Consider the following 23,069-nt stretch of genomic DNA (forward strand, 5'->3'; position numbering starts at 1 on the left):
GACGGCGGCGCTCGACTGTCACAGCCTCACCGTAGAATTCACGCGTGGCTGGAAGGATCAACGACGAGGACGTGAAGGCTGTTCGGGACGCGGTCCCGATCGACGCCGTGGTGTCCGAGTACCTCCAGCTGCGCAACGCGGGCGGCGGCAACCTCAAGGGCCTGTGCCCGTTCCACGACGAGAAGTCACCGTCCTTCCAGGTCAGCCCGAGCAAGGGACTCTTCCACTGCTTCGGCTGCCAGGAAGGCGGCGACACCATCACGTTCGTGATGAAGGTCGACCACCTCTCCTTCTCGGAGGCCGTCGAGCGCCTCGCCGGCCAGGCGGGCATCACGCTGCGGTACGAGGAGGGCGGGTACAACCCCTCCCACCAGCGCGGCGAGCGCATCCGCCTGGTCGAGGCGCACAAGGCGGCCGCGCAGTTCTACATCGAGCAGCTCGGCACCAGCGCCGAGGCCGACACGGGACGCACCTTCCTCGCCGAGCGCGGCTTCGACCAGGCGGCCGCCGCCCACTTCGGCGTCGGCTACAGCCCCCAGGGCTGGGACCACCTCACCCGCTATCTGCGCGGCAAGGGCTTCACCGACAAGGAACTGCTCCTCTCCGGCCTCTCCCAGGAGGGCCGCCGCGGCCCCATCGACCGCTTCCGTGGCCGCCTGATGTGGCCGATCCGCGACATCGGCGGCGATGTCGTCGGTTTCGGCGCGAGGAAGCTGTACGAGTCGGACAACGGGCCCAAGTACCTGAACACGCCCGACACGGCGATCTACAAGAAGTCCCAGGTCCTGTACGGCATCGACCTCGCCAAGAAGGAGATCGCCAAGAGCAGCCGGGCGGTCGTGGTCGAGGGCTACACGGACGTGATGGCCTGCCATCTGGCGGGGATCACGACCGCGATCGCGACCTGCGGCACGGCGTTCGGCGGCGACCACATCAAGATCCTCCGCCGACTGCTGATGGACAACGGCTCGGCGCGCGTGATCTTCACCTTCGACGGCGACGCGGCCGGCCAGAAAGCGGCCCTGCGCGCCTTCGAGGACGACCAGAAGTTCGCGGCGGAGACGTACATCGCGATCGCCCCGGACGGCATGGACCCCTGCGAGCTGCGCCTCGCCAAGGGCGACGAGGCGGTCGCCGACCTGGTCGAACCCCGCACCCCGCTCTTCGAGTTCGCGCTGCGCCAGATCGTCCTGCGCTACGACCTGGAGACGCCGGCGGGGCGCGCGGCCGCCCTGGACGAGGCGGCGCCCATCGTCGCCCGCATCAAGAACAGCGGTGCGCAGCACGAGGTCGCCGTGCAGCTCGCCGGCATGCTCGGCATCCTCGACACCCAGTTCGTGGTCAAGCGGGTGGCCCAGCTGGCCCGTTGGGCCCGCGACCGCGGCGGCAAGGGCCCGGCGCCGACCGGGCAGCGCGCCCAGCAGACGTACGCCGCCGTCCAGGCACCCGTCGGCGGCCCGGCGCTCAACCTCCGCAACCCCGTCTTCGCCACCGAGCGCGAGCTGCTCAAACTCGCTCTCCAGCGGCCGGAGTTGGTGTCCCCGGCGTTCGACGCGTACGGGATCGACGAGTTCACCGCACAGCCGTACGCGGCCGTGCGCCAGGCGATCATGGAGGCGGGTGGCGCCGAGTACGGCGTCCAGGACTCCCAGGAGTATCTGGTCCGGGTCCGTGAGGCCGCCCCGGACGACGTGGTGCGTGCGATGGTCACCGAGCTGGCTGTCGAGGCGATCATGCGCAAGACCGTCGACGAGGGCTACGCGGGCGACCAGCTCGTCATGGTCCGCCGCCGCGCCGTCGACCGCCGTATCCGGGACGTCCAGGGCTCCCTGGCCCGGCAGAGCGCCCACGGTGACCCGGCGCAGCTGGCAGCCGTGCAGAACGAGCTGTGGGTGCTGCAGCAGTACGGGCAGGCGTTGCGCGAGCGGGGTGCGGAGGCGCTCTGAGGCCCCTGGGCCCCGATGCACGGCGCGGGGCGCAGATGCCAAATCCGGTACGCCCTTCAATCTGTTTCGCGCCCGGCAATCTGTTTCGCGCCCGGTGAGCTGCGCACTCGTACGGCACGGTAACCGCGCGGTCACGGACCGGACGCAAAAAGTCACCGCACGCCCCTCGTGGCGGCGATGTGTCGTACTCCACACTGGGTTCCGGTGCCTGAGTCCTCGGAGCGCGGCCGACCCGCACGCGACGGGTTCCCGATCCCCGCGGTTCCGCTAAATGACTACGGGATGGACAGCGGCGAGGCCGTCGACCCCATCCCCGACGTACCGCTGCCGCACGCCTCAGCAGCGACATTCCTGGAGGTCGCCCCCGTGCAGACCCAGACCCTCACCCAGACCGACAACACCACCGACACGGACGCGGATACCGACGTCGTCACAGCGGTCCCCCCGCAGAGCCGTGCCGCGCACCACCCCGAGACGGAGCCGGAGGGCCCGCCCGGGCCGGACGAGCCGCCCATGAGCGCCGTCGGGGCCCCCGAGGTCGAGGCCGAGGCCCCCGAGCCCGTCGAACTGCCCCGCGGCCGTACGGCCGACACCGGTGGTCCCTCGTCCGACCTGTTCCGTCAGTACCTGCGGGAGATCGGCCGCATTCCGCTGCTCACCGCGGCCGAGGAGGTCGAGCTCGCCCGCCGGGTCGAGGCCGGACTCTTCGCCGAGGAGAAGCTGCGTCTCACCCCCGACCTGGACAGTCAGCTCGCCCTCGACCTGGACAAGCTGGTCGTCATGGGCCGCATGGCCAAGCGCCGGCTCATCGAGGCGAACCTGCGGCTCGTCGTCTCCGTCGCCAAGCGGTACGTGGGGCGGGGACTGACCATGCTCGACCTGGTCCAGGAGGGGAACCTCGGGCTCATCAGGGCCGTCGAGAAGTTCGACTACGCCCGTGGCTACAAGTTCTCCACGTACGCGACCTGGTGGATCCGGCAGGCCATGTCGCGTGCGCTCGCCGACCAGGCCCGTACGATTCGCGTCCCGGTGCACGTGGTCGAGCTGATCAACAGGGTGGTCCGCGTCCAGCGGCGCATGCTGCAGGAGCGCGGGTACGAGCCCACCCCCGAGGAGGTCGCCGCGCAACTCGACCTTCCCAGCGAGCGTGTCAGCGAAGTCCTGCGCCTGGCCCAGGAGCCGGTTTCGCTCCACGCGCCCGTGGGGGAGGAGGACGACGTCGCCCTCGGCGACCTGATCGAGGACGGTGACGCGACGAGCCCGGTGGAGTCCGCGGCCTTCCTCCTGCTCAGGGAGCACTTGGAGGCGGTTCTGTCCACGCTGGGCGAGCGCGAACGCAAGGTCGTCCAACTCCGGTACGGCCTCGCGGACGGGCGCCCTCGCACCCTGGAGGAAATAGGCCGCATCTTCGGCGTCACCCGCGAACGTATCCGCCAGATCGAGTCCAAGACCCTGAACAAGCTCCGGGACCACGCCTTCGCGGACCAGCTACGGGGCTACCTGGACTGAGGGCCGGGAAAGACGTTGTATTCGCCCCCTCCGCCCCTGCCCATTCCCGTACCTGGGGGCTGCGCCCCCAGACCCCGCCAAAAGATTGCGCAGTTCCCCGCGCCCCTGAAAAGGGGCGCGGGGAACTGCCCGTCCCGTACCTGAGGCAGAGCCCCAGGTACGGGACGGGCAGGGGCGGAGGGGGCGAGGAACTCAGTCCACCTCGGCCACCGCCTCGGCGAACTGGGCCTTGTACAGCCGCGCGTAGGCCCCGTTCGCGGCGAGCAGCTCCGCGTGGGCGCCCTGTTCGACGATCGAACCGTTCTCCATCACGAGGATGGTGTCGGCATCGCGAATCGTCGACAGACGGTGCGCGATGACGAACGACGTCCGCCCGTGCGCGAGCTTCGCCATCGCCTTCTGGATCAGCACCTCCGTACGGGTGTCCACCGAACTCGTCGCCTCGTCGAGAACGAGGATCACCGGATCCGAAAGGAACGCCCGAGCGATCGTGATCAGCTGCTTCTCACCCGCGCTGACGCCGGTCCCCTCGTCGTCGATCACGGTGTCGTACCCGTCGGGCAGCGTACGGATGAACCGGTCCGCGTGAGCGGCCCGCGCCGCCTCCTCGATCTCTCCGGCCGTGACGCCCACCCGTCGCCCGCCACCGCCCTTGCCGGAGGCGCTTCGCGCCGCTCCTTCTACTCCGGCCCCGTACGCGATGTTCTCGGCGATCGTGCCCCCGAACAGCCAGGTGTCCTGGAGCACCATCCCGATCCCGGCCCGCAGTTCGTCGCGGGACATGGTCGCGATGTCGACCCCGTCGAGAGCGATGCGCCCGCCCGTGACCTCGTAGAACCGCATCAGGAGGTTCACGAGCGTCGTCTTGCCGGCGCCGGTCGGGCCGACGATGGCCACCGTGTGCCCGGGCTCCACCTTCAGCGACAGATCCTCGATCAGCGGCTTCTCGGGGTCGTACCGGAAGGACACGTTCTCCAGCGCCACCCGACCGCGCAGCTCGTCGGGACGGGCCGCCGGGACCGGGTCGGTCTCCTGCTCGTCCGCGTCGAGGAGTTCGAAGATGCGCTCGGCCGAGGCGACACCCGACTGCACCAGGTTCGCCATCGACGCGACCTGCGTCAGCGGCATCGAGAACTGGCGGGAGTACTGGATGAAGGCCTGCACGTCACCGATGGACAGGGAGCCGGACGCGACGCGCAGACCGCCGACCACCGCCACCAGCACATAGTTCAGGTTCGACACGAACATCATCAGCGGCTGCATGACCCCGCTGTTGAACTGCGCCTTGAACCCGGCCTCGTACAACTGCTCGTTCTGCTCGGCGAACTGCGCCGCCGACTCCTCCTGCCGCCCGAACACCTTGACCAGGGTGTGCCCGGTGTACATCTCCTCGATGTGCGCGTTGAGCTTGCCGGTGGTGCGCCACTGCTGCACGAAGTGCGGCTGCGACCGCTTGCCGACGCGCGTGGCGACGAAGAAGGAGAGGGGGACCGTGACCAGCGCGACCAGGGCGAGCAGCGGGGAGACCCAGAACATCATCGCGAGCACTCCGACGATGGTGAGCAGTGAGTTGATGAGCTGGCCCATCGACTGCTGGAGCGTCTGCCCGATGTTGTCGATGTCGTTCGTCGCCCGGCTGAGCACCTCACCGCGCTGCCGCTTGTCGAAGTACGACAGCGGAAGCCGCGACAGCTTCGCCTGGACGTCCTCACGCAGCCGGTACACGGTCTTGTTGACCGCCCGGTTCACCAGCCGGGTCGCCACCGCCATGAACAGCCCGGCCAGCACGAACACCACGAGCGCGAGCCCGAGCACCTCGCCGACCGCGTTGAAGTCGATGCCCTTGCCCGGGGTGAAGTCCGTCCCCGCGAGCATGTCGGCCATGCCGCCCTCGCCGCGCTCCCGCATGGACGCGAGCACCTCGGCCTTGCTGGCGCCGGACGGCATCTGCCGCCCGATGATGCCCGCGAAGACCAGGTCGGTGGCCTTGCCGAGGATCTTCGGGCCGACCACCGAGAGGCCCACGCTCAGCACGACGGCGACCAGCATCGTGTACATCGTGGTGCGCTCGGGCCTGAACTGTGCGAGGAGCCGTTTGCCGGACCCCTTGAAATCCATCGAGCGCTGATCGGGGCCGCCCCCGGCCATCATGCGTCCCATGGGCCCCGCCATCAGGCAGCCTCCGCTTCCGTCAGCTGGGAGAGCACGATCTCCCGGTAGGTGTCGTTGTCCGCCATCAGTTCGTGGTGGCGCCCGGTGCCGACGACCCGGCCCTCGTCGAGGACCACGATCCGGTCGGCGTCCCGGATGGTCGACACCCGCTGGGCGACGATCACGACGGTCGCCTCGGCGGTCTCCTCGGCGAGCGCCGCCCGCAGCGCCGCGTCGGTCGCGTAGTCGAGCGCCGAGAAGGAGTCGTCGAAGAGGTAGATCTCGGGGCGCTGCACGAGGGTGCGGGCGATGGCCAGGCGCTGGCGCTGGCCGCCCGACACATTCGTGCCGCCCTGCGCGATCGGCGAGTCCAGGCCGTTTTCGAGAGCCTTCACGAAGCCCTTGGCCTGCGCCACCTCCAGCGCGTGCCACAGCTCCTCGTCGGTCGCGTCCGGGTTGCCGTAGCGCAGGTTCGTGGCGACCGTGCCCGCGAAGAGGTAGGGCTTCTGCGGGACGAGGCCGACCGTCCTGGCCAGCAGCTTGGGCTCGATGGTCGCGACGTCCACGCCGTCGACGAGCACCTCCCCGTCGGTGGCGTCGAACAGGCGGGGGACCAACCCGAGCAGCGTCGACTTGCCACTGCCGGTGGATCCGATCACGGCGGTCACCTCGCCGGGCCGCGCCACCAGGTCGATGGCCTTGAGCACCGGCTCCTCGGCACCCGGGTAGCGGAACCCGGCCCCGCGGATCTCCAGGTGGCCGTGGCGCCGCAGCTCCAGGACGGGCGCGGTGGGAGGCACCACGCTGCTGTCCGTGGCCAGGACCTCCTGGATGCGCTCGGCGCAGACCTCCGCGCGCGGCACCATCATGAACATGAAGGTGGCCATCATCACGGACATCACGATCTGCATGAGGTAGGCGAGGAACGCCGTCAGATCGCCGATCTGCATGCCGCCGCTGTCGATGCGGTGAGCGCCGAACCAGACGACCGCGATGGACGACAGGTTCACCACGGTCATGACGATCGGGAACATCAGCGCCAGCATCCGCCCGGTGCCGAGAGACACCTTGGTCAGCTCGGTGTTCGCGCCCCGGAAACGGTCCTTCTCGTAGTCGTCGCGCACGAAGGCACGGATCACGCGGTTGCCGGTGATCTGCTCGCGCAGCACCCGGTTCACGGTGTCCAGGCGGACCTGCATGGTGCGGAACAGCGGGCGCAGCCTGCGCACGATGAGGGCCACGGAGACGCCGAGGACCGGTACCACGGCCAGGAGCACCCCGGACAGCGGCACGTCCAGGCCGAGGGCCAGGATGATGCCGCCCACGCACATGATCGGCGCCGACGCCAGCAGGGTGAACGTCATCAGGGTGAGCATCTGCACCTGCTGGACGTCATTGGTGGTGCGGGTGATCAGCGAGGGCGCCCCGAAATGACCGACCTCGCGCGCCGAGAAGGACTGGACGCGGTCGAAGACGGCGGCCCGGATGTCGCGGCCCACCGCCGACGCGGTACGGGCGCCGTAGTAGACGGCTCCTGTGTTGCAGACCACCTGCGCCAGCGAGATTCCGATCATCACGGCGCCGAAGGACAGGATGTAGCCCGTGTCCCCCTTCACGACACCGTTGTCAATGATGTGCGCGTTGAGAGTGGGCAGGTACAGAGTGGCGCATGTCTGCAGGAACTGCAGCAGCACCAGCAGGGAGATGGGCTTCTTGTACGGACTGAGATGGGTCCGAAGGAGTCGTATGAGCACGCGGGGTCTCTCGGAGTCGACGACGGCAGGGCGATCGATGCACGATCAGTGGTCGATCGGCAGCGAGGGGTGGTGCAGCACCCCCTATCGTCGAACACTCCACCCGTGTTACCTCAACTGATTAACCCAACTGCGGGCCAAGAGTGGACAAGACCTCAGACCTCTGACGTAGGCCGCTGGGGCGCGTCACGCCCGGAACGCCCCCGGATGCGTCTGTTCGCGTACGGAGACGTACTGCTGTCGTACGGCCTGCCCCACGGCGAGTTCCTCACCCGGCTCCAGCACCTGGGCGACCGCACCCTGCCAGACGGGAGGCAGCCGCGGGTCGAGCGTCCCTTGCGAGACGCCGAGGGCCCAGGCCGCCTGCCGGGCCGCGCCGAGCGCCGCGTAGTCCGCGGGCTGCGGCACGACGACCTGCGCCCCGAACAGCGCGGGCGCGACAGCCTGGACGGCGGGCAGCTCGGCGGCGGGTCCCAGGAGGAAGATCCGCCGTACGTCGACACCGCGCCCGCGCAGCACGTCCAGCGCGTCCGCGAGCCCGCAGAGCATCCCCTCGAAGGCGGCCCGCGCCAGATGCTCGGGCCGCATCGACTCCCGTCGCAGCCCGGACAGCGTCCCCGCGGTGTGCGGCAGACTCGGCGTCCGCTCGCCCTCCAGATAGGGCAGCAGTACGAGTCCGTGGGCGCCCGGAGTGGACTTCATCGCCAGGTCGGACAGGCCCTCCAGATCGGACACGCCGAGGAGTTCGGCGGCGCCGCGCAGTGCCCGTACGGCATTGAGCGTGGTGACGACCGGCAGATGCATGCCGGTGGCGTCCGCGAGGGAGGTGATCATGCCGGTGGAGTCCACCAGTGCCTCGGGGTGTACGGCCATCACGGACCCGGAGGCGCCCAGTGACACCACGGCGTCCCCGAGCCCGATGCCGAGCCCGAAGGCCGCCGCCATCGTCTCGCCGGTCCCGGCGGAGATCAGCAGCCCCTCCGGCGTCGTACCGGCCGCGTCGGACGGGCCGAGCACGTCCGGCAGCGACGCCTGGTGCCCGAGCGCCAGCTCGACGAGATCCGGCCGGTATGCGCCGGTGGCCGCCGACCAGTAGCCGGTTCCGGAGGCCCCGCCCCGGTCCGTGGTCCTGCGCACCGGGCGCCCGAGCAGTTGCCAGACCAGCCAGTCGTGGGCCTGCATGAGCAGGGTGGTCCGCAGCGCGGCCTCCGGCTCGGTCTTGTTCAGCCAGCGCAGTTTGGTCACCGGCTGCGCGGCCTGGGGCACACAGCCCACGGCCTGCGCCCATGCCTCGCGTCCGCCGAGTGCGTCGATGAGATCGGCCGCGGCGACCTGCGCCCGCTTGTCGCCGCCCACCAGGGCCGGCCGCACCGTGTTGCCCTGCGCGTCCAGCGGGACCAGGCCGTTCTGCTGTGCCGAGACGCCGATGGCCTGCACACCTTCGAGCAGTCCGCCGCCGGCGGCCTCGCCCAGGGACAGCAGCCAGGCCTGTGGATCGACGTCGGAAGGACGCCCGCCGCCCTCGGTGGCTTCCACCGGATGCGGCGCATACCCCTGCCTGAGCACGGCACCCGTATCCGTGTCGCAGACGACGATACGAGTGAAATCGGGCGAGCTGTCCAACCCGGCGACTATCCCCATGGCGCAAATTCTGCCGTACGCCGGGGCATGACGGCGCCGCGTGGGCGCGGCGGGGTCGGAGCTCGCGCCCCGGGCGTGGTCGGAAAGGCCGGCCCTGGGTGTTGCCGGCCCTAGGTGTTGCTGGTGCCCCAGTCGTCCTCGCCGGTGCCGTTGGTGTTCCGCTCGCGCAGGGAGCGCACCCGCTCGGCCACCGAGTCGGGGACGTGGTCGCCCACCTTCTCGCTCACCGCGTGGTACGCCTTGCCCGCGAACTCGCGGCCCTGCTGGGCGGCGGTCTCCGCGGTGTTGCGCACCGCCGGGTTCTGGGCGACCTCACGCGCGGACTTCTTCAGCTGCTCGTAGCGCTCGCGCCCGGCGCGCGTGCCGAGCACGTAACCCAGGGCCAGTCCGGCGACGAATGTGAGCCGGTAGCGCATGACGGCCACCCTTCCCTTGCGTCGGCATCGGTGCGGGGGGAACCGATTGGGAGCACCCCCCCTGCTTGCGCTAATGTATGTGTCGCAGCGAGCGCACGCCCCCTGGCGAATACCCAGGTAGGTGCGTTCGATGCAACGAGGCATTCCTCCGTAGCTCAATTGGCAGAGCAGCCGGCTGTTAACCGGCAGGTTACTGGTTCGAGTCCAGTCGGGGGAGCTCGATCTCCTGTAGCTCAATTGGCAGAGCAGCCGGCTGTTAACCGGCAGGTTACTGGTTCGAGTCCAGTCGGGAGAGCAGCGGAAGAGGGCCCCTCAGGGGTCCTTTTTCATGTCTGCGGGAACCGCGTGGGCCGCGCCGAAGTCCTCATGGTCGTGCGATGCCGACCATCCGAAGCAGGAGATCGTATGAGCGGCTATGCTGCGGCAGACGGCGCGCACAAATGTGCGCGACACGCCGCATGGGGCGGTAGCTCAGCCGGTTAGAGCAGCGGACTCATAATCCGTCGGCCGTGGGTTCGAGTCCCACCCGCCCCACTCTCACGGTCCGCGTGAAGAAACGATCTGACCTGCAACCTAGCTGGTGGGTCGGCTGACTTGAGGGATCTTGGCGGCGGACAGGCGGGAGCCCGGACAGCTCCACCAGGCGCTTGAACCGCCGGCTGATCCAGTCCGGGTGGTACGGCTCCCCGCTCTCCTGCGTGAAGACACGGTTCGTCTCCACCCAGGCGTTCTCGCCGGACCACTGTTCGCGCTCCTGGTCCTGCTTGCTCTTCCAGGCCCGGAGAACCGCGGCCGACTCGGAGCTCATGGAGATCGTACGGACGCTGTCGGCTTTCGGTGGCTCGCCGTACACCCGGTAGGCGACCTCGACTGTCTGCGCGGAGATCCGCATTCACAGAGCTGTGAGGCTGACTTCTGGCCGGGGCAAGGCGCACAGCCCACCGCGCCGCCGGCCGAGGAAGATGAACGTGTGTCAGAGGGCGTACAGACGGCCGGAGCTCACGATGTCGAGGAACTGGCCCGTTTGCTCCGGGGGCCAGGCCATGACCGGCCCAGGCTTCTCGCCGGTCCGTTTCCGCTCCCCGACCCGCTCCGGGGTCCCAGCGGTTTGGGCCGCTCGACTGCCGGAAGTTCGACGAGCTGAGCCCAGTTGGTCGCATACTCGCCCCGCTTGATACGGGGGCTTCCCCCCCCGAAGTGTGGACGCCGTTTGCTGTGCGGCAGCGGCGAGCGGGTCCCACGCCGAGCCTGCGGCGCACGTTTGCGAACTCCTTCGACGCGTATCGCGCGCCGTTGTCGCTGTGGAAGATCGCTCCGGCCAGGCTGCCGCCGCGGGTGCGGGCGGCAGCTCCGAGCGCGTCGGTGACCAGCTCGGTGCGCATGTGGTCGGCGATCGACCAGCCCGTGAGCGGCTTGGAATGCAGGTCCAACATCGTTGCCATAGAGAGGAATTGACCGTCCCCGATGGGAAGACACGTGATGTCGCCGACGTGTTGGTGTTCGGCTCGCTCGCGGTGAAGGCGCGCCACAGCATCCACGTCCCGCAGCACACGCAACGACGGCGCGGCGTGCTCTACGACGACGAGACGAAGAACCGCCGCCGCCGTGCATGCCGCTTCCCGCGATGTGTATCGCGCCGCGTCGCCGACTCCGTCGGCCTTCGCGTCATCCGGCTGATCGCACCGCTGTCGGCCGTGGTGGTCCATCCCCTACGGGCACGGAGTGGGCGCGGTGGGGCTATTTGTGCTTCCCGCTGTCCTTGTCGCCGCTTGCCTGGCCGTTCCCGGCGGTGTTGTCCGTGCCGCCGGGGTTGTTGCCGGAGGTGCTGGTGCTTCCCGCCGTGCCGTTCTCTGCGTCTGCGGCGCCCCCGCTGGGTTTGCCCGTGCTGTCCGGCCTGCTCGGCGTCGCCGTCGCTCGCGCCAGCTGCTCGGAGCAGTAGGCGGCGACCTTGTCCTTGCCGCCGGCGGCCGCGACGAGCCGCTGCCAGGCCGTCGCGTCGAGCGCCTTGCCGCGGTCCCTGACCTGTTCGTAGGCGCGGCAGTGGGCCTCGGTGTCCTTGGCGGTGGCCGGGCCGTCCGTCGCTCCGGGGCCGCCGTCGGAGGCCGACGAGGCCGCATCGCCCGGCCGGTCCGGGGCGACCGCCGAGGGGTGCGCGGTCCCCCGTCCGTCCCCGGCACCGTCCGTGGACGAGCCGGCGGAGCCGATGGCCGCGACCGCGACTCCACCCAGAGTGAGGCTGGCGAATACAACGCCGAACGTCATCTTCACCGAGCGCCCGGCCCGCCGCTCCGCAGCCGGGCGCCAGTCGTCCCGGCGCCGGGTACGCGCCCGGTGCGCGCCCGCGGCGTGGGCGGTGCGGAAGGCGGCCACGGCCCGCTGCTCCGCCTCGGGGTCGAGATCGCCTCCGCGGATGACGGCGGCCAGCGCGCTTTCCAGCGCGGCGTCGTCCCGTACGTCCCGCGGACCGGACACGGTGCCGCCAGGGTGCACACGCCGACGGCCCAGAGCTCCGTCACCGCTCAGCCGTTCACCCATGTCCGCTTCCGTTCCTGTTCGACCGGTTCGATTCGTTCGGGGCACCGGATCTGATGCCTGCCCGTCGGCGACTGTCGCCGCTCTGGTTCATTTCGACCCCCCCTAGCGTTCGGGAAGCCTCATCCGTCACACCCTCGTCCGCCTCGCCGTCGATGCCCAGTTGGCGGGCGAGGCGTTTCAGGCCTCGGTGGGCGGCGGTGCGCACCGCTCCAGGGCGTTTTCCGAGGACGCGTGCGCTGGCGGGACCGCCAAGGCCGACGACGACCTGCAGGAGAACGGCCTCGGCCTGGTCCCGCGGGAGTCCGCGGACCAGTTCCAGGGCCCGCTCGGTGGAGAGGGACTCCAGGGCCTGTTCATGGGTGCTGTGCGGGCCGGGCAGGTCCAGCACGTCCTGCTCGATCCCCCCCGGCCGGGGCCGCACCCGCTGGCGGCGCAGATGGTCCAGTGCCCGGTGCCGGGCGATGGTCACCGTCCAGCCGCGGAACCCGGCTCCGTCCCCCTTGAACCGTCCGAGATCGCGGGCAATCTCCAGCCAGGCGTCGGACGCCACGTCCTCCGCGTCGTCGCCGACGAATCCGCGCAGATACCCGAGCAGGCCCGGCTGCACGATCCGGTAGGCGCGAGCGAAAGCGGTCTCATCGCCTTCCTGGGCCCGCGCGACTGCCGCGCCCAATTCCCCGTCGTACGCCTGTACGCGCCGGGGTTGCCGTACCTGGCCCAAGAGTGTCCTCGTTCGTACCGGGTTCATAGCGAGTCCGTACCGCCCGAAGCGTTCCGGTCGCATCGATGGCCCCCATCTTTCTCAGCGTCCGTTCTCACAGAAGTGTCACCACGCACCAGGCGCCCCTCCCGTCGCGGCCGGGCCCCGTCGCGCGGTCGCCGACGGCGCGCGGGTCGTCGCCGCAGGTCCGAGAGGTGCGCCGGGTCGGGGACACCCATGTACCCGTGTCGGGGCCGGGTCGGCGTGACAGCTCGTCGGCGACCCGTGGACACGGCGCCCGGAACGGCGGTACGCGACCCGCACTGTCCCGGCCGGGTGACGTTTCGCGCCGACCGTGCGCTGGATGAGCACCGGGTTCGTGCTGTACGGACGCAGGCCGACCGCCCGACCGGGCGCCGACAACCGCGACCCACCGCTCCCCGGACCTCTCTCCGTGTCGCTCTTGATTCCCCCCGAGAGCGGCACGGAGAGGGATGGGGCGGCCGGGCCCCGCCCACTGCACGGGGTTCCGGCCGCCCCTACGCATGTGCCGTGCATGTGCCGGACGAACAGCCGGCGGGCAGGCGCGGGTCATGGAGCTCACCGCGGCCGCCGATCCCGGGGTCAGCCGCTTCGGCTGTCGCGTCGCGGTACAGGAGCCGCAGCGAGAGTCTTCCCGGAACGGGGCTGTCGAGCCGCGTGACGCTTCGGCGCCCCCGTGCGCTCCTTGTGGCATGAGTAGTACGTACCTCCGTCTGCGAGCGGTGCCGCCCCCGGCGCTGCGCAACAGTGCGACCTGGTTGGAACGACTTTTCGAGGACGAGTCGGAGACCGTCCGGCAGCCGGTCGTCCGGCACCGTGAGGAGGTGCTGGACACGCGTTACCTGGACCAGGAGCGCATCTACGCCGGCGCTTCCCCGAATCCTGCCGAGGCCCGGCCCCGGACCCAGGTGGTGCTCGGTGGCCGCCCGGTGTTCCGCGCCGACCGGCACAAGCCGCCGTTCCTGGTGCTGACGGCGGCTCAGGCCCGCCAGGTGGCCGGGTTCCTGGCGATGGCCGACTTCGACGCGCTGTGGGATTTCGCCCGCGACGAACTGCTGCCGCGCTACGGCGGCGTGACCGGGGAGCCCGAGGCGTGGCATGCGTTCGCGTCGGCGCACCAGGAGTTGAGAGCGTTCTACGCCCGGACTGCCGAGTACGGGGACGCGGTGGTGAAATCGCTGCCGGCCTGAGGTGCCCGCAGGGTGCGGGTCAGGAACCTGCGGCCGAGAGAGGCATCGCGTGTCCGCCTCACGGAGGGTCAACGGCAGACTTGCTCCCCGTCGGCCTTGCGCAGACCGGCCGTCCTCCCGCACGCGGCCCCACGGCAAGGCATTGGCACAATTGGCCACTTCTTGCCTGCCCGATGAATCCCTTTCGTTCGAGTTGTCCGTGATGCGCTGCCGAGGTGTAACACTTTCGGCCGGGTGCGCTCTTTCCATGCGGAGGACCGCGTCGGTCGGCCAGGACAGGGGGCACGACTCGTGCAGTGGACAGACCAGAGCGGCGGAGCGTACGGCGAGGATCCGTACAGCGACGTCGGGTACGCGTATGCCCACGGGTACGGGTACGGGTACGGCGGCAGCGCCACCGCCGACACGGCCACGCTGTCCTGGCATCCAGAAGAGCCCGCGCAGTGGACGTACCCGCAGAGCAACGCCCAAGCGACGGGGGCGGACCCCTACGCCGCCGAGATGCCTCTCTACGCGGCCGGGCCGGGCCCCGCCACGACGGCGTGGGGCGTTCCCCATGGCGGCGTCCTCACCATGCCGCCTCCACCATTCGACGCACCCGGCCATCCCGTACCAGGACCGGACACGCCGGTGAGTGAGTCGGTGCGGCCGGTCTTCGTCGATTCCTCGGGGCGTCGCCAGCGCCGCGTGCTCCGCGCCGCCCGGCTGCTGGTGATTCCCGCCGGCGGCTACGTCGCCCTGCTGATCAGCACCATGCTGGGCGGCCCCAGCATCAGCTCCCCGTTCGTCCCGCAGCAGGACTCCGCGCACCCGGCCACGCCCCGGGCGACCGCACCCGACTCCTCGTCCGGCACCGGACACTCCGGAGAGAGCGCGAGCTCCACCGCGGCGCGGGAGATCTCCAGCCCCGCAGCGCGGAAGACCCCCAGCGCCCCTGCGGCCACGTCCGGGCCCACTGCGGCACCCACCCGGATCACTGCCCCGACCTCGACCGTCACCCGCACCTCCAAGGGCCGCGCCGTCGGCTCGTCCCACAAGCCCGTGAAGTGATCCAAGGCCCTGACGTGACCGACCGCCGACGCCGCAACACCTCTGCTCGCCGCCGCAGCCGCACCCGCCAGATCACGCCCCGCACCCACTGGCTGCTGCTGAGCGTGCTCGCGGTGACCCTGTCGACGGCCCTCCTGCTGCAGGGTTACACGCAACACATGTTCGGGATCGCATCGGACGACGTGAGCGGTGCCCGTGGCCGGAACGAGGCGGTGCCCAGCCAGGTGACCCATGGCGGCCCGGTGATCGCGGATGCCGCCACCTCTCCGCACACCGCCCGGGTGAAGGCCCGCACCATCGCACTCACCTTCGACGACGGCCCCGACCCCCTCTGGACGTCACGGATCCTGGACGTGCTGCGCCGCAACCATGTGCACGCGACCTTCTTCGTCGTCGGAACCGAGGTCGTCGCCCACCCGGAGCTGGTCCGCCGGATCGTCGCCGAGGGGCACCAGATCGGCATCCACACCTTCACCCATCCCGATCTGGCCCGTCTCGCCCCATGGCAGCGCTCCCTGGAATTGCGGGAGACGCAGTTGGCGGTGGCCGGCGCCGCCGGGGTCACCACCGCACTGCTGAGGCCGCCGTACTCCTCCGCGAACGACGCCCTGGACGACGCCGACTGGTCCGTCCTCGAACAGGCCGGCGCGGCCGGCTATGTCACCGTGCTCTCCACCCAGGACGCCGAGGACTGGCAGCGTCCCGGTGCGGACCGCATCCTCGCGAACGCGACACCGCACGGCCACGCGGGGCAGATCCTGCTGATGCACGACGGCGGCGGTGACCGGTCCCAGACCGTCGCCGCGCTCGGCGCCCTGATCCCACGGCTCAAGGCACACGGATTCCGGTTCGCCACGGTCGGCGCCGCGGTCGGCATGGCCGGACCCGTCCAGCCCGCCGGGCTCGGCGACCATCTGCAGGGAATGGCCCTCATCAAGGTGCTGCAGGGCGGCGACTGGGTGGTGTGGCTGCTGGGCGTGCTGATGTGCGCGGCCGGAGCGATCAGCGTGCTGCGCGCGGCGGTCGTGCTGGGCGCGGCCCGTCGGCACCGTCGCCTGCGCTCCCGGAGCCGGGGCCGGTCCTGGGGGCCGCCGGTGACCGAGCCGGTCAGCGTCATCGTTCCCGCGTACAACGAGAGCGCCGGGATCGAGGCGGCCGTGCGCTCACTGCTCGCCTCGGACCATCCGGTCGAGATCATCGTGGTGGACGACGGCTCGACCGACGGCACCGCCGACCTGGTGCAGTCGCTCCACCTGCCGGTACGGGTGATCCGCCAGCAGAACGCGGGCAAGCCCGCCGCACTCAACACCGGACTCGCCGCCGCCACCTTCGACCTGGTGGTCATGGTCGACGGCGACACGGTCTTCGAACCCGACACCGTCCGCACGATCGTGCAGCCCTTCGCCGACCCCCGGGTGGGCGCCGTCTCGGGCAACGCCAAGGTCATCAACCGCGGTGGCCTGCTGGGCCGCTGGCAGCACATCGAGTACGTGGTCGGGTTCAACCTCGACCGCCGCCTGTTCGATCTCGCCGAATGCATGCCGACCGTTCCCGGAGCGGTCGGCGCGTTCCGCCGCCGGGCGCTGCTCGACCTCGGCGGCGTCAGTGACGTCACCCTCGCCGAGGACACCGACCTCACCATGGCGCTGTGCCGCGCCGGCTGGCGCGTGGTGTACGAGGAGAGCGCGCGGGCCTGGACCGAGGCCCCCGCGTCACTGAACGCCCTGTGGCGTCAGCGGTACCGCTGGTGCTACGGCACCCTGCAGGCGATGTGGAAGCACCGCGGCGCGCTCGTGCAGCGCGGCGCGGCCGGAAAGCTCGGCCGCCGGGGCCTGGTCTATCTGCTGCTCTTCCAGGTACTGCTGCCGCTGCTCGCGCCCGCCGTGGACATCTTCGCCGTGTACGGCCTGCTCTTCCTCGATCCGGTCCGGATCGTCGGGCTGTGGCTGGCTCTCCTCCTGCTGCAACTCATGATGGGCCTGTACGCGTTCCGCCTGGACGGAGAGCGACCAGGCCCGCTGTGGAGCCTGCCGCTGCAGCAGTTCGTGTACCGGCAGCTGATGTACCTGGTGGTGATCCAGTCCGTCTTCACCGCCCTGTCGGGCTCACGGCTGCGGTGGCAGCGCATGGAGCGGTACGGCAGCCTGCAGGCCCCGGTGGCCGCGAAGGCGCCCGGCAATGACCTCCCTTGGCAGGACCCCGGCTTTGCGCGGTCGGCGCCGTACGACGGTCGTCCGGACCCGGCGCGGTACGACGGCTTTCCGCAGCAGGCACCGTACGACGCCCCCCAGCAGCCGGCACCGTACGAATTCCTGCAGCAGCCGGCACCGTACGACGCCCCTTCGCAGCCCCCACCAGCCCACCAGGGCTTCCGGCAGCCCGGACCGTACGAGACACCGCAGTGGTACTGAGAGGACAGTGAGCAGAGCTCATGAGCGGACACCGGCGCCGACCGCCGCAGCGCGTCAACGGTGGCAGGCGTGCTGGGGGTGACCGCGCCACGAGCGGCCGGGCCGCACGTCGTGACCAGGCCCCCCGACAGGACATGCCACGCCGTGTCCGGAGAAGGGCGCCACAGAAGAAACGTTGGATCGACTACCCGCGCCGAAGCAGGACGGGCCCGCGCCGCTGGCTGCCTTCGGTGCGCCAACTGCTGGCGCTCTTCCTGCTCTTCTTCGGCGGCACGGCAGCGGCCGTCGGCTATGCCTACGCCACGGTCACCATTCCCGACCCCAATCCCACGACGCTGCTGCAGAACAACGTCTACTACTGGTCGGACGGCACGGTCCTGGCGACCGACGGCAGCGTCAACCGGCAGAACATATCGCTCTCGCAGGTGCCCGCCGACGTGCGGTGGGACTTCATCGCAGCGGAGAACGCCTCCTTCTACACCGACCCCGGCATCGACCCGAAAGGCATCCTCCGCGCCGTCGCCGACATGGCCGAGGGCGGTTCCGTCCAGTCCGGATCGACGATCACCCAGCAGTTCGTCAAGAACACCTACCTGGATCAGTCGCAGACGCTCTCACGCAAGTTCAAGGAGCTGCTGATCTCCACCAAGATCGGCGCCGGCATGACCAAGGAGCAGATCCTCCAGGGGTATCTGAACACCTGCTTCTTCGGCCGTCAGGCCAACGGCATCCAGGCCGCGGCCCGCATGTACTACGGCCTTCCGGCGGAGAAGCTCGACGTGAGCCAGGGAGCCTTCCTCGCCGCGGCGGTCAACGAGCCGAGTCTCTTCCAGCACGTGGACTCCGATCCCGCGGCCAAGGCGCAGGCGCAAGCACGTTGGTCCTGGGTGCTCGACCGGATGGTGAAGATCGGCAAACTGACGCCACAACAGCGGGCACGGTATGCGGCCGACGGATTCCCCGCACCCAGGAAATGGACCCCCGGTTCGGGGCTCACGGGCGAGACCGGCTACCTGGTCCAACTCGCCAGGTCGTACATCGAGGCACACGACCGGACCATCACCGACAGCAGCCTGAGCCGGGGTGGCTACCAGATCCACACGACCTTCGACAGGAAGAAGACGGCGGAACTGGCCAGGGCCGTCGCAAGGGTGCGCAAGCAACGCCTCGACCCCGCCCACCGGTCGGTCGACCGGGACGTCCAGGTCGGAGCCGCCTCGGTGGAACCCAGGACCGGCAGGATCCTCGCCGTCTACGGGGGCCCCGGCTTCGACCACGCCCACTACTCGGACAACGCCGATACCTCCGGCGTCCCGGTGGGATCGACCTTCAAACCCGTCGTCCTCGCGGCCGCGCTCCGGCACGGCGCCGTCCTGCAACCCGGCAAGACCCCGGAGCCGATCACCCCGGCCAGCAGGTTCAACGGTGACGACGGCATCAAGATCAAGGACCAGCAGGGCAACTACGTCGCCGACTCCAAGGACCCCACCGGCCTCCTCCACCAGCACAACGACACCGACCAGCGCTGGGGCTACATCTCCCTGCGCAAGGCGATGGAGCAGTCGGTCAACACGCCGTACGTGCAACTGGGAGAGGACGTCGGTCACGGGAACGTGGCGAGGACAGCACAAGCCCTCGGCCTGCGCCCGGGCAGCCTCGCCGCCCCCAGCGCCGGTTTCTACATCGGCACCTCGACACCGAGCGCCATTCGGATGGCGGGTGTCTACGCGACGTTCGCGGCCAAGGGGATGCAGACATCCCCGTACTCGGTGACCAAGGTGACCCACAACGGCTCCGCACTGTCCGGCTTCACCGCCCCCGCCCCCGTGCGGGCCCTGCCGACGGCGGTGGCCGGCAACGTGACCGACGTGCTCCGGGGCGTCGTCGCCCGGGGCACCGGCACAAAGGCCCAGGCTCTCGGCAGGACCGCGGCGGGCAAGACCGGAACCACCGACGACTTCCGGTCGGCCTGGTTCATCGGCTACACGCCGCAACTCGCCACCTCCGTTGTCCTCTTCCGAGAGGACCCGAAGCACCCGCAGCTGCAATCCCTGGTAGGCGTCGGTGGCCTGCAAAAGGTGTTCGGCGGTGACATCCCCACCGAAATCTGGACCCAGTACATGCGCGACGCCCTCGCCGGCCTGCCCGACGCCCCCTTCCCTGCGCCCGCCTCCCTCGGCCGTGGCACCGACGAGCCCGGCGCTCCCAAGCCGTCCTCGTCCGCGGCCCCCGTCAAGCGGGGCGGCAAGACGGGCAAGAGGACGACCACCACTGCCGCCCCCACGCCGGGCGCTCCGACGACCCCCAAGTGCCGCCACCACAAGTGCCGTTGACCACGGAGGGCGACCACCACTGTCGCCCCCAGGCCTGGAGCCCGGACGGCAAGCTCCAGGGCCTGTGTACCCAGATGCGTCGCCGGAGGGAACCCGACGCGCCGAGGGCGCCGCAGGGGCTCCCGGGACGGGCGTGCGCGGGCGCCCCTCGGGCGGGCGCGGGCGGTCGGCTCAGCGCAGGATGAAGGCGAAGAGGTAGCCGAGGGCGTTGGTGGCCCAGTGCAGCCCCATGGGGGCGAGCAGGCTGCCGCTGCGGCGCCGCAGTTCGCAGAGCAGGCAGCCCGCCGCGGCGGTGAACAGCACGGCTCCGGCGTCGACCACGACCACACCCAGGACGGAATCCCCGAAGACATCACCCAGCGCGGGCTTGGCCCCCGCGAGGCCGAGCGACGGGAGGATGTGCCAGAGCCCGAAGAGCCCCGAGGAGAACAGCGTGGCGAAGAGCGGCCCGCGGACGCGCAGGACGAGGCCGTACAGGACGCCCCGGAAGGCGACCTCCTCCAGCATCACCGTGCCCAGCGGGACGGTGACCAGGACGCGCAGGGCCACCTCTCCGGCGCTCAGTCCGCTGGTCCGCTGATCGGCGAACAGGCTGCGCGTGAAGGGCAGCACGGCACCGCACACGTACACCGCGGCGACGATGCCGATCAGGGCCGGCGCCCACCGCAGGCCGCGTCCGAGGGTCTCCCGTGCCAGGCCCACGTCGCCCCAGCCGCCGCCCGCCCAGTACACGATCGCGAGCAGGACCCCCGTGACCACGAGCGAGACGGCCAGGCTCCAGCCCTGGGCCCACCGGTTGTTGGCGATGTTGGTGAACACCAGCACCACGATGGTGGTGACGAGGGCCGTCGCCGTCGTGACGGGCCGCCGCAGGGAGAACCGTCGAACGCGGGGGAGCGAGGCGTGGGACACGGGGATGAGCCCTCCGGCCGGGAGCGCAGCCGACTGCGTGGTGATCCCATCGTGCGGCGGCCCGCCTGATGCGGCCACCTGGCCCCGGACGGTCACTCCGTCGCGACGCGCGAGCGCGCGGAGGGAATCGGGGCCGTTAGGGGGCTTCTGATGGATCTCCGCGGCGTCGCGACGCCCGGCACGCACTCTCGCCGCACCGGACAAAAGCCCTAGTAGCTCCTCCCCCACGCTCGGCTTCGCTCGCGCGGGGGGACCCCCATCGAGGACTTCCGCCCGGCACGCCGAGAGCACGCACCGAACGCCGCTCCTTCTTCCACGGAGATCCATCAGAAACCCCCTAGCGTACGGATCATGCGCAGCGCGGCCTTGCTCGACCCGTACAGGCCCATACCGTTTGCGCCGTACTCCGCGACCGGCGTGGACCTGGTCGAGGATGCCCCGCTCGGAGGGGCTGCCCTCCGAGCACGGTGCCGCACCGCGGCGGCGCCGTCCGGCCGGCTCAAGGGCGCCTGACTAACGCCCGAGCGCCGCACCGCCGTTGATGTGGAGGAGCTGGCCCGTCATGTACGCCGCCTCGGGAGAGACCACGTACCGGATGGCCGCCGCGATCTCCGACGGATGACCCGGCTGACCCGTGAGGGACTGGGCCACCCGGGACGCCACGAACTCCGCGGTCGCGCGGTCGCCGAAGAACTCCGTGTCACCGACGAAGCCGGGAGCGACCGCGTTCACGGTGATGCCCTCGGAACCGACGCGCTGGGCGAGGTCGTACGTGTAGGTGTTGACCCAGCCCTTGGAGCCGCCGTACGAGCCGGGGCCGCGCAGCGAGGCGATCGAGGAGAGCTGCACGATACGGCCGCCGGGGCGCCGTACGTGGGGGAGCAGGGCCTCGGTGAGCAGGACCGCGGTCAGGACGTTGGCATCGAAGTTGCGGCGGTAGCTGTCGGCGACGGAGGCGAGTGAGCCGTCATGCGAAGGGGCCACGTTTCCGCCCGCGTTGGCCACCAGCACATCGACGGGGGTGTCGTCCGCGATGATGAACTCCCTGGCCGCTCCGACCTGTTCGGGATCGGCGAGGTCCGCCGCGTACCAGGATGCGGTCCCCTCTCCGTAGCGGCCGTCCAGTCCTTCGGCCGCCTTGCGCAGCACGTCCTCGCGGCGGCCCAGGAGCACGACCCGGTCCCCGTCCTCGGCGAACGCCTCCGCCGTCGCCAGGCCGATTCCGGTTCCGCCGCCGGACACCACCACACGTCGCCGCGCTCGCTGGGTCATGCCGCCCCGCCCTCGTCCTCGAATGTGAATTCCGGTCACATGCGCGTACGAGGTGTGACGCTACGGAGGCCGCCCGATGCCGTCAAGTGGCTTGATATGAAGGCTCGTTGACCTGCTCGTTCGTTTCGTCGTGCGGGCGGCTGGGCAGGGATCGTGCAGCGTTTGTCCCGGTCCGCCGGGCCGGGGGAGACCGGGGGAGGGGGAGCGCTGTGCGCGACCATGTACGGACGGCGGACGGGCGGCTGCTGCGCGTCGAGGTATCGGGGGATCCACGCGGGCGCCCGGTGTTCCTGCTGCACGGGATGCCCGGCAGCCGGGTGGGACCCCGGCCGCGGTCCATGTTCCTGTACCAGTGCGGTACCCGGCTCATCAGCTACGACCGTCCGGGGTACGGGGGCTCCGACCGTATGCCGGGGCGTCGCGTCGTCGATGTCGTCCACGACGTGGCGGTTGTCGCCGACGCCCTGGGCCTTGAGCGGTTCGCGGTGGCCGGGCGGTCCGGAGGCGCGCCACACGCGCTGGCGTGTGCCGCGCTGATGCCGGAGCGGGTGACCCGGGCCGCCGCGCTGGTCGGGCTCGCGCCGCGGAACGCGGAGGGACTCGACTGGTTCGCGGGGATGGCGCCGTCGAACGTCAACGAGTTCCGGACCGCGTTCACCGATCCGGAGCGGTTCGTGGCGCGACTGATTCCGCGGTCGGCGGCGATTCGGCGCGACCCGGTGCGGCTCCTGCAGGAGTTGCGGCACGAACTCACCGACGACGACCGGCAGATCGTCTCGGACAACACCATTCGGTCGATGCTGCTCCGCAACTACCGGGAGGCGTTGCGGACTTCGCCGTACGGGTGGATCGACGACGCGTTGGCGCTGACCGGGAACTGGGGGTTCGAGCCGGCGCAGATCCAGGTACCGGTGCTGTTGTGGCACGGCGTGAAGGACGTCTTCTCGCCGGCATCGCACTCGTCCTGGCTCGCCGCCCGGATTCCGCGGGCCACGGCTGTCCTCGAACCGACCGCGGCGCACTTCGCGGCGTTGCGGGCGCTGCCCAAGGTGTTGACCTGGCTGTTGTCGGACGTGCCCGCCTGGCCGGGCCGACGGGGGCGCACCGCGGGTGTTCTCGCCCCCTCCGCCCGTGCCCTTCCGATGTCCGGGGGCTGCCGCACCCAGACCCCCGCTTCGGTCTGAACGGCCTCGGCGTCGTACTCGGA

General features: G+C 70.5%; 16 protein-coding genes, 3 tRNA genes and 1 pseudogene. 11 read left to right on the forward strand and 9 right to left on the reverse strand.

Translation table 11 applies throughout. The features are described from left to right. Window positions 1–44: 44 nt before the first annotated feature. On the forward strand, window positions 45–1,946 hold the full coding sequence (gene dnaG / locus IEY95_RS08445; RefSeq protein WP_189185236.1) for a DNA primase: 1,902 nt from the start codon (window positions 45–47) through the stop codon (window positions 1,944–1,946). 204 nt (window positions 1,947–2,150) lie between these two features. Next, entirely contained in the window at window positions 2,151–3,455 is a 1,305-nt protein-coding gene (locus IEY95_RS08450) for an RNA polymerase sigma factor (protein WP_189185237.1), read from the forward strand. A 192-nt stretch (window positions 3,456–3,647) separates the two neighbouring features. Here the strand turns inward: IEY95_RS08450 and IEY95_RS08455 are convergent, their stop codons facing one another. The 4 genes from IEY95_RS08455 to IEY95_RS08470 form a co-directional block, all read right to left on the reverse strand. Next, window positions 3,648–5,627: an ABC transporter ATP-binding protein gene (locus tag IEY95_RS08455; protein ID WP_189185238.1), complete on the reverse strand. Its 1,980-nt coding sequence runs from the start codon at window positions 5,625–5,627 to the stop codon at window positions 3,648–3,650. Further along, window positions 5,627–7,360, reverse strand: a complete 1,734-nt coding sequence (locus IEY95_RS08460) for an ABC transporter ATP-binding protein (protein ID WP_189185239.1) — start codon at window positions 7,358–7,360, stop codon at window positions 5,627–5,629. The genes IEY95_RS08455 and IEY95_RS08460 overlap by 1 nt, the downstream gene beginning before the upstream one ends. 186 nt (window positions 7,361–7,546) lie before the next feature. Next, window positions 7,547–9,001, reverse strand: a complete 1,455-nt coding sequence (locus IEY95_RS08465) for an FGGY family carbohydrate kinase (RefSeq protein WP_189185240.1) — start codon at window positions 8,999–9,001, stop codon at window positions 7,547–7,549. Between the two features lie 110 nt (window positions 9,002–9,111). Continuing rightward, window positions 9,112–9,417: a YtxH domain-containing protein gene (locus tag IEY95_RS08470; RefSeq protein ID WP_189185241.1), complete on the reverse strand. Its 306-nt coding sequence runs from the start codon at window positions 9,415–9,417 to the stop codon at window positions 9,112–9,114. Window positions 9,418–9,561: 144 nt separating this feature from the next. Between IEY95_RS08470 and IEY95_RS08475 the strand changes: the two genes are divergently transcribed. From IEY95_RS08475 to IEY95_RS08490, 4 genes are all read left to right on the forward strand, one after another. Further along, window positions 9,562–9,634: transfer RNA gene (locus IEY95_RS08475), tRNA-Asn, on the forward strand. A 5-nt stretch (window positions 9,635–9,639) separates the two neighbouring features. Continuing rightward, a tRNA-Asn gene (locus IEY95_RS08480) sits at window positions 9,640–9,712 on the forward strand. Window positions 9,713–9,877: 165 nt separating this feature from the next. Continuing rightward, window positions 9,878–9,951 (forward strand) — tRNA-Ile (locus IEY95_RS08485). Window positions 9,952–10,064: 113 nt separating this feature from the next. Further along, window positions 10,065–10,277 carry a hypothetical protein gene (locus IEY95_RS08490; RefSeq protein WP_229702698.1) on the forward strand — a complete coding sequence of 71 codons (213 nt, stop codon included), beginning with the start codon at window positions 10,065–10,067 and terminating at the stop codon, window positions 10,275–10,277. A 384-nt stretch (window positions 10,278–10,661) separates the two neighbouring features. On the opposite strand, the pseudogene IEY95_RS50600 reads toward IEY95_RS08490, so the two are convergent. The 3 genes and pseudogenes from IEY95_RS50600 to IEY95_RS08505 all read right to left on the reverse strand — a co-directional run. Beyond that, window positions 10,662–11,123: pseudogene (locus tag IEY95_RS50600) on the reverse strand (DDE-type integrase/transposase/recombinase); the annotation flags it as partial. Between the two features lie 31 nt (window positions 11,124–11,154). Further along, window positions 11,155–11,952, reverse strand: a complete 798-nt coding sequence (locus IEY95_RS08500) for a hypothetical protein (protein WP_229702700.1) — start codon at window positions 11,950–11,952, stop codon at window positions 11,155–11,157. Further along, complete coding sequence (locus IEY95_RS08505) at window positions 11,945–12,673, reverse strand: RNA polymerase sigma factor (RefSeq protein WP_189185445.1); 729 nt, start codon at window positions 12,671–12,673, stop codon at window positions 11,945–11,947. Before IEY95_RS08505 ends, IEY95_RS08500 begins: the two co-directional genes overlap by 8 nt. A 713-nt stretch (window positions 12,674–13,386) precedes the next feature. Between IEY95_RS08505 and IEY95_RS08510 the strand changes: the two genes are divergently transcribed. The 4 genes from IEY95_RS08510 (at window position 13,387) to IEY95_RS08525 (ending at window position 19,678) form a co-directional block, all read left to right on the forward strand. After that, a complete protein-coding gene (locus IEY95_RS08510) occupies window positions 13,387–13,884 on the forward strand; it encodes a DUF1877 family protein (protein ID WP_189185243.1) in 498 nt (165 codons plus the stop codon). A gap of 291 nt (window positions 13,885–14,175) precedes the next feature. Beyond that, the gene (locus IEY95_RS08515; protein ID WP_189185244.1) at window positions 14,176–14,934 is read left to right on the forward strand and encodes a hypothetical protein; all 759 of its coding nucleotides are present in this window, start codon (window positions 14,176–14,178) and stop codon (window positions 14,932–14,934) included. 14 nt (window positions 14,935–14,948) lie between these two features. Next, window positions 14,949–17,345 (forward strand): glycosyltransferase, encoded by a 2,397-nt coding sequence (locus IEY95_RS08520; RefSeq protein ID WP_229702702.1) that lies wholly within the window; start codon window positions 14,949–14,951, stop codon window positions 17,343–17,345. Window positions 17,346–17,575: 230 nt separating this feature from the next. Further along, the gene (locus IEY95_RS08525; protein ID WP_189185246.1) at window positions 17,576–19,678 is read left to right on the forward strand and encodes a transglycosylase domain-containing protein; all 2,103 of its coding nucleotides are present in this window, start codon (window positions 17,576–17,578) and stop codon (window positions 19,676–19,678) included. 171 nt (window positions 19,679–19,849) lie between these two features. Here IEY95_RS08525 and IEY95_RS08530 read toward each other — a convergent pair whose 3' ends face one another. Next, window positions 19,850–20,590 carry a CPBP family intramembrane glutamic endopeptidase gene (locus IEY95_RS08530; protein WP_229702704.1) on the reverse strand — a complete coding sequence of 247 codons (741 nt, stop codon included), beginning with the start codon at window positions 20,588–20,590 and terminating at the stop codon, window positions 19,850–19,852. A 513-nt stretch (window positions 20,591–21,103) separates the two neighbouring features. Beyond that, window positions 21,104–21,862 carry an SDR family NAD(P)-dependent oxidoreductase gene (locus IEY95_RS08540; protein WP_189185249.1) on the reverse strand — a complete coding sequence of 253 codons (759 nt, stop codon included), beginning with the start codon at window positions 21,860–21,862 and terminating at the stop codon, window positions 21,104–21,106. A gap of 209 nt (window positions 21,863–22,071) precedes the next feature. Here IEY95_RS08540 and IEY95_RS08545 point away from each other — a divergent pair, with 209 nt between their 5' ends. Continuing rightward, window positions 22,072–23,046, forward strand: a complete 975-nt coding sequence (locus IEY95_RS08545) for an alpha/beta fold hydrolase (RefSeq protein WP_189185250.1) — start codon at window positions 22,072–22,074, stop codon at window positions 23,044–23,046. Window positions 23,047–23,069 lie beyond the last annotated feature (23 nt).

The organism is Streptomyces albiflavescens, from assembly GCF_014645835.1.
Lineage (GTDB): Bacteria > Actinomycetota > Actinomycetes > Streptomycetales > Streptomycetaceae > Streptomyces > Streptomyces albiflavescens.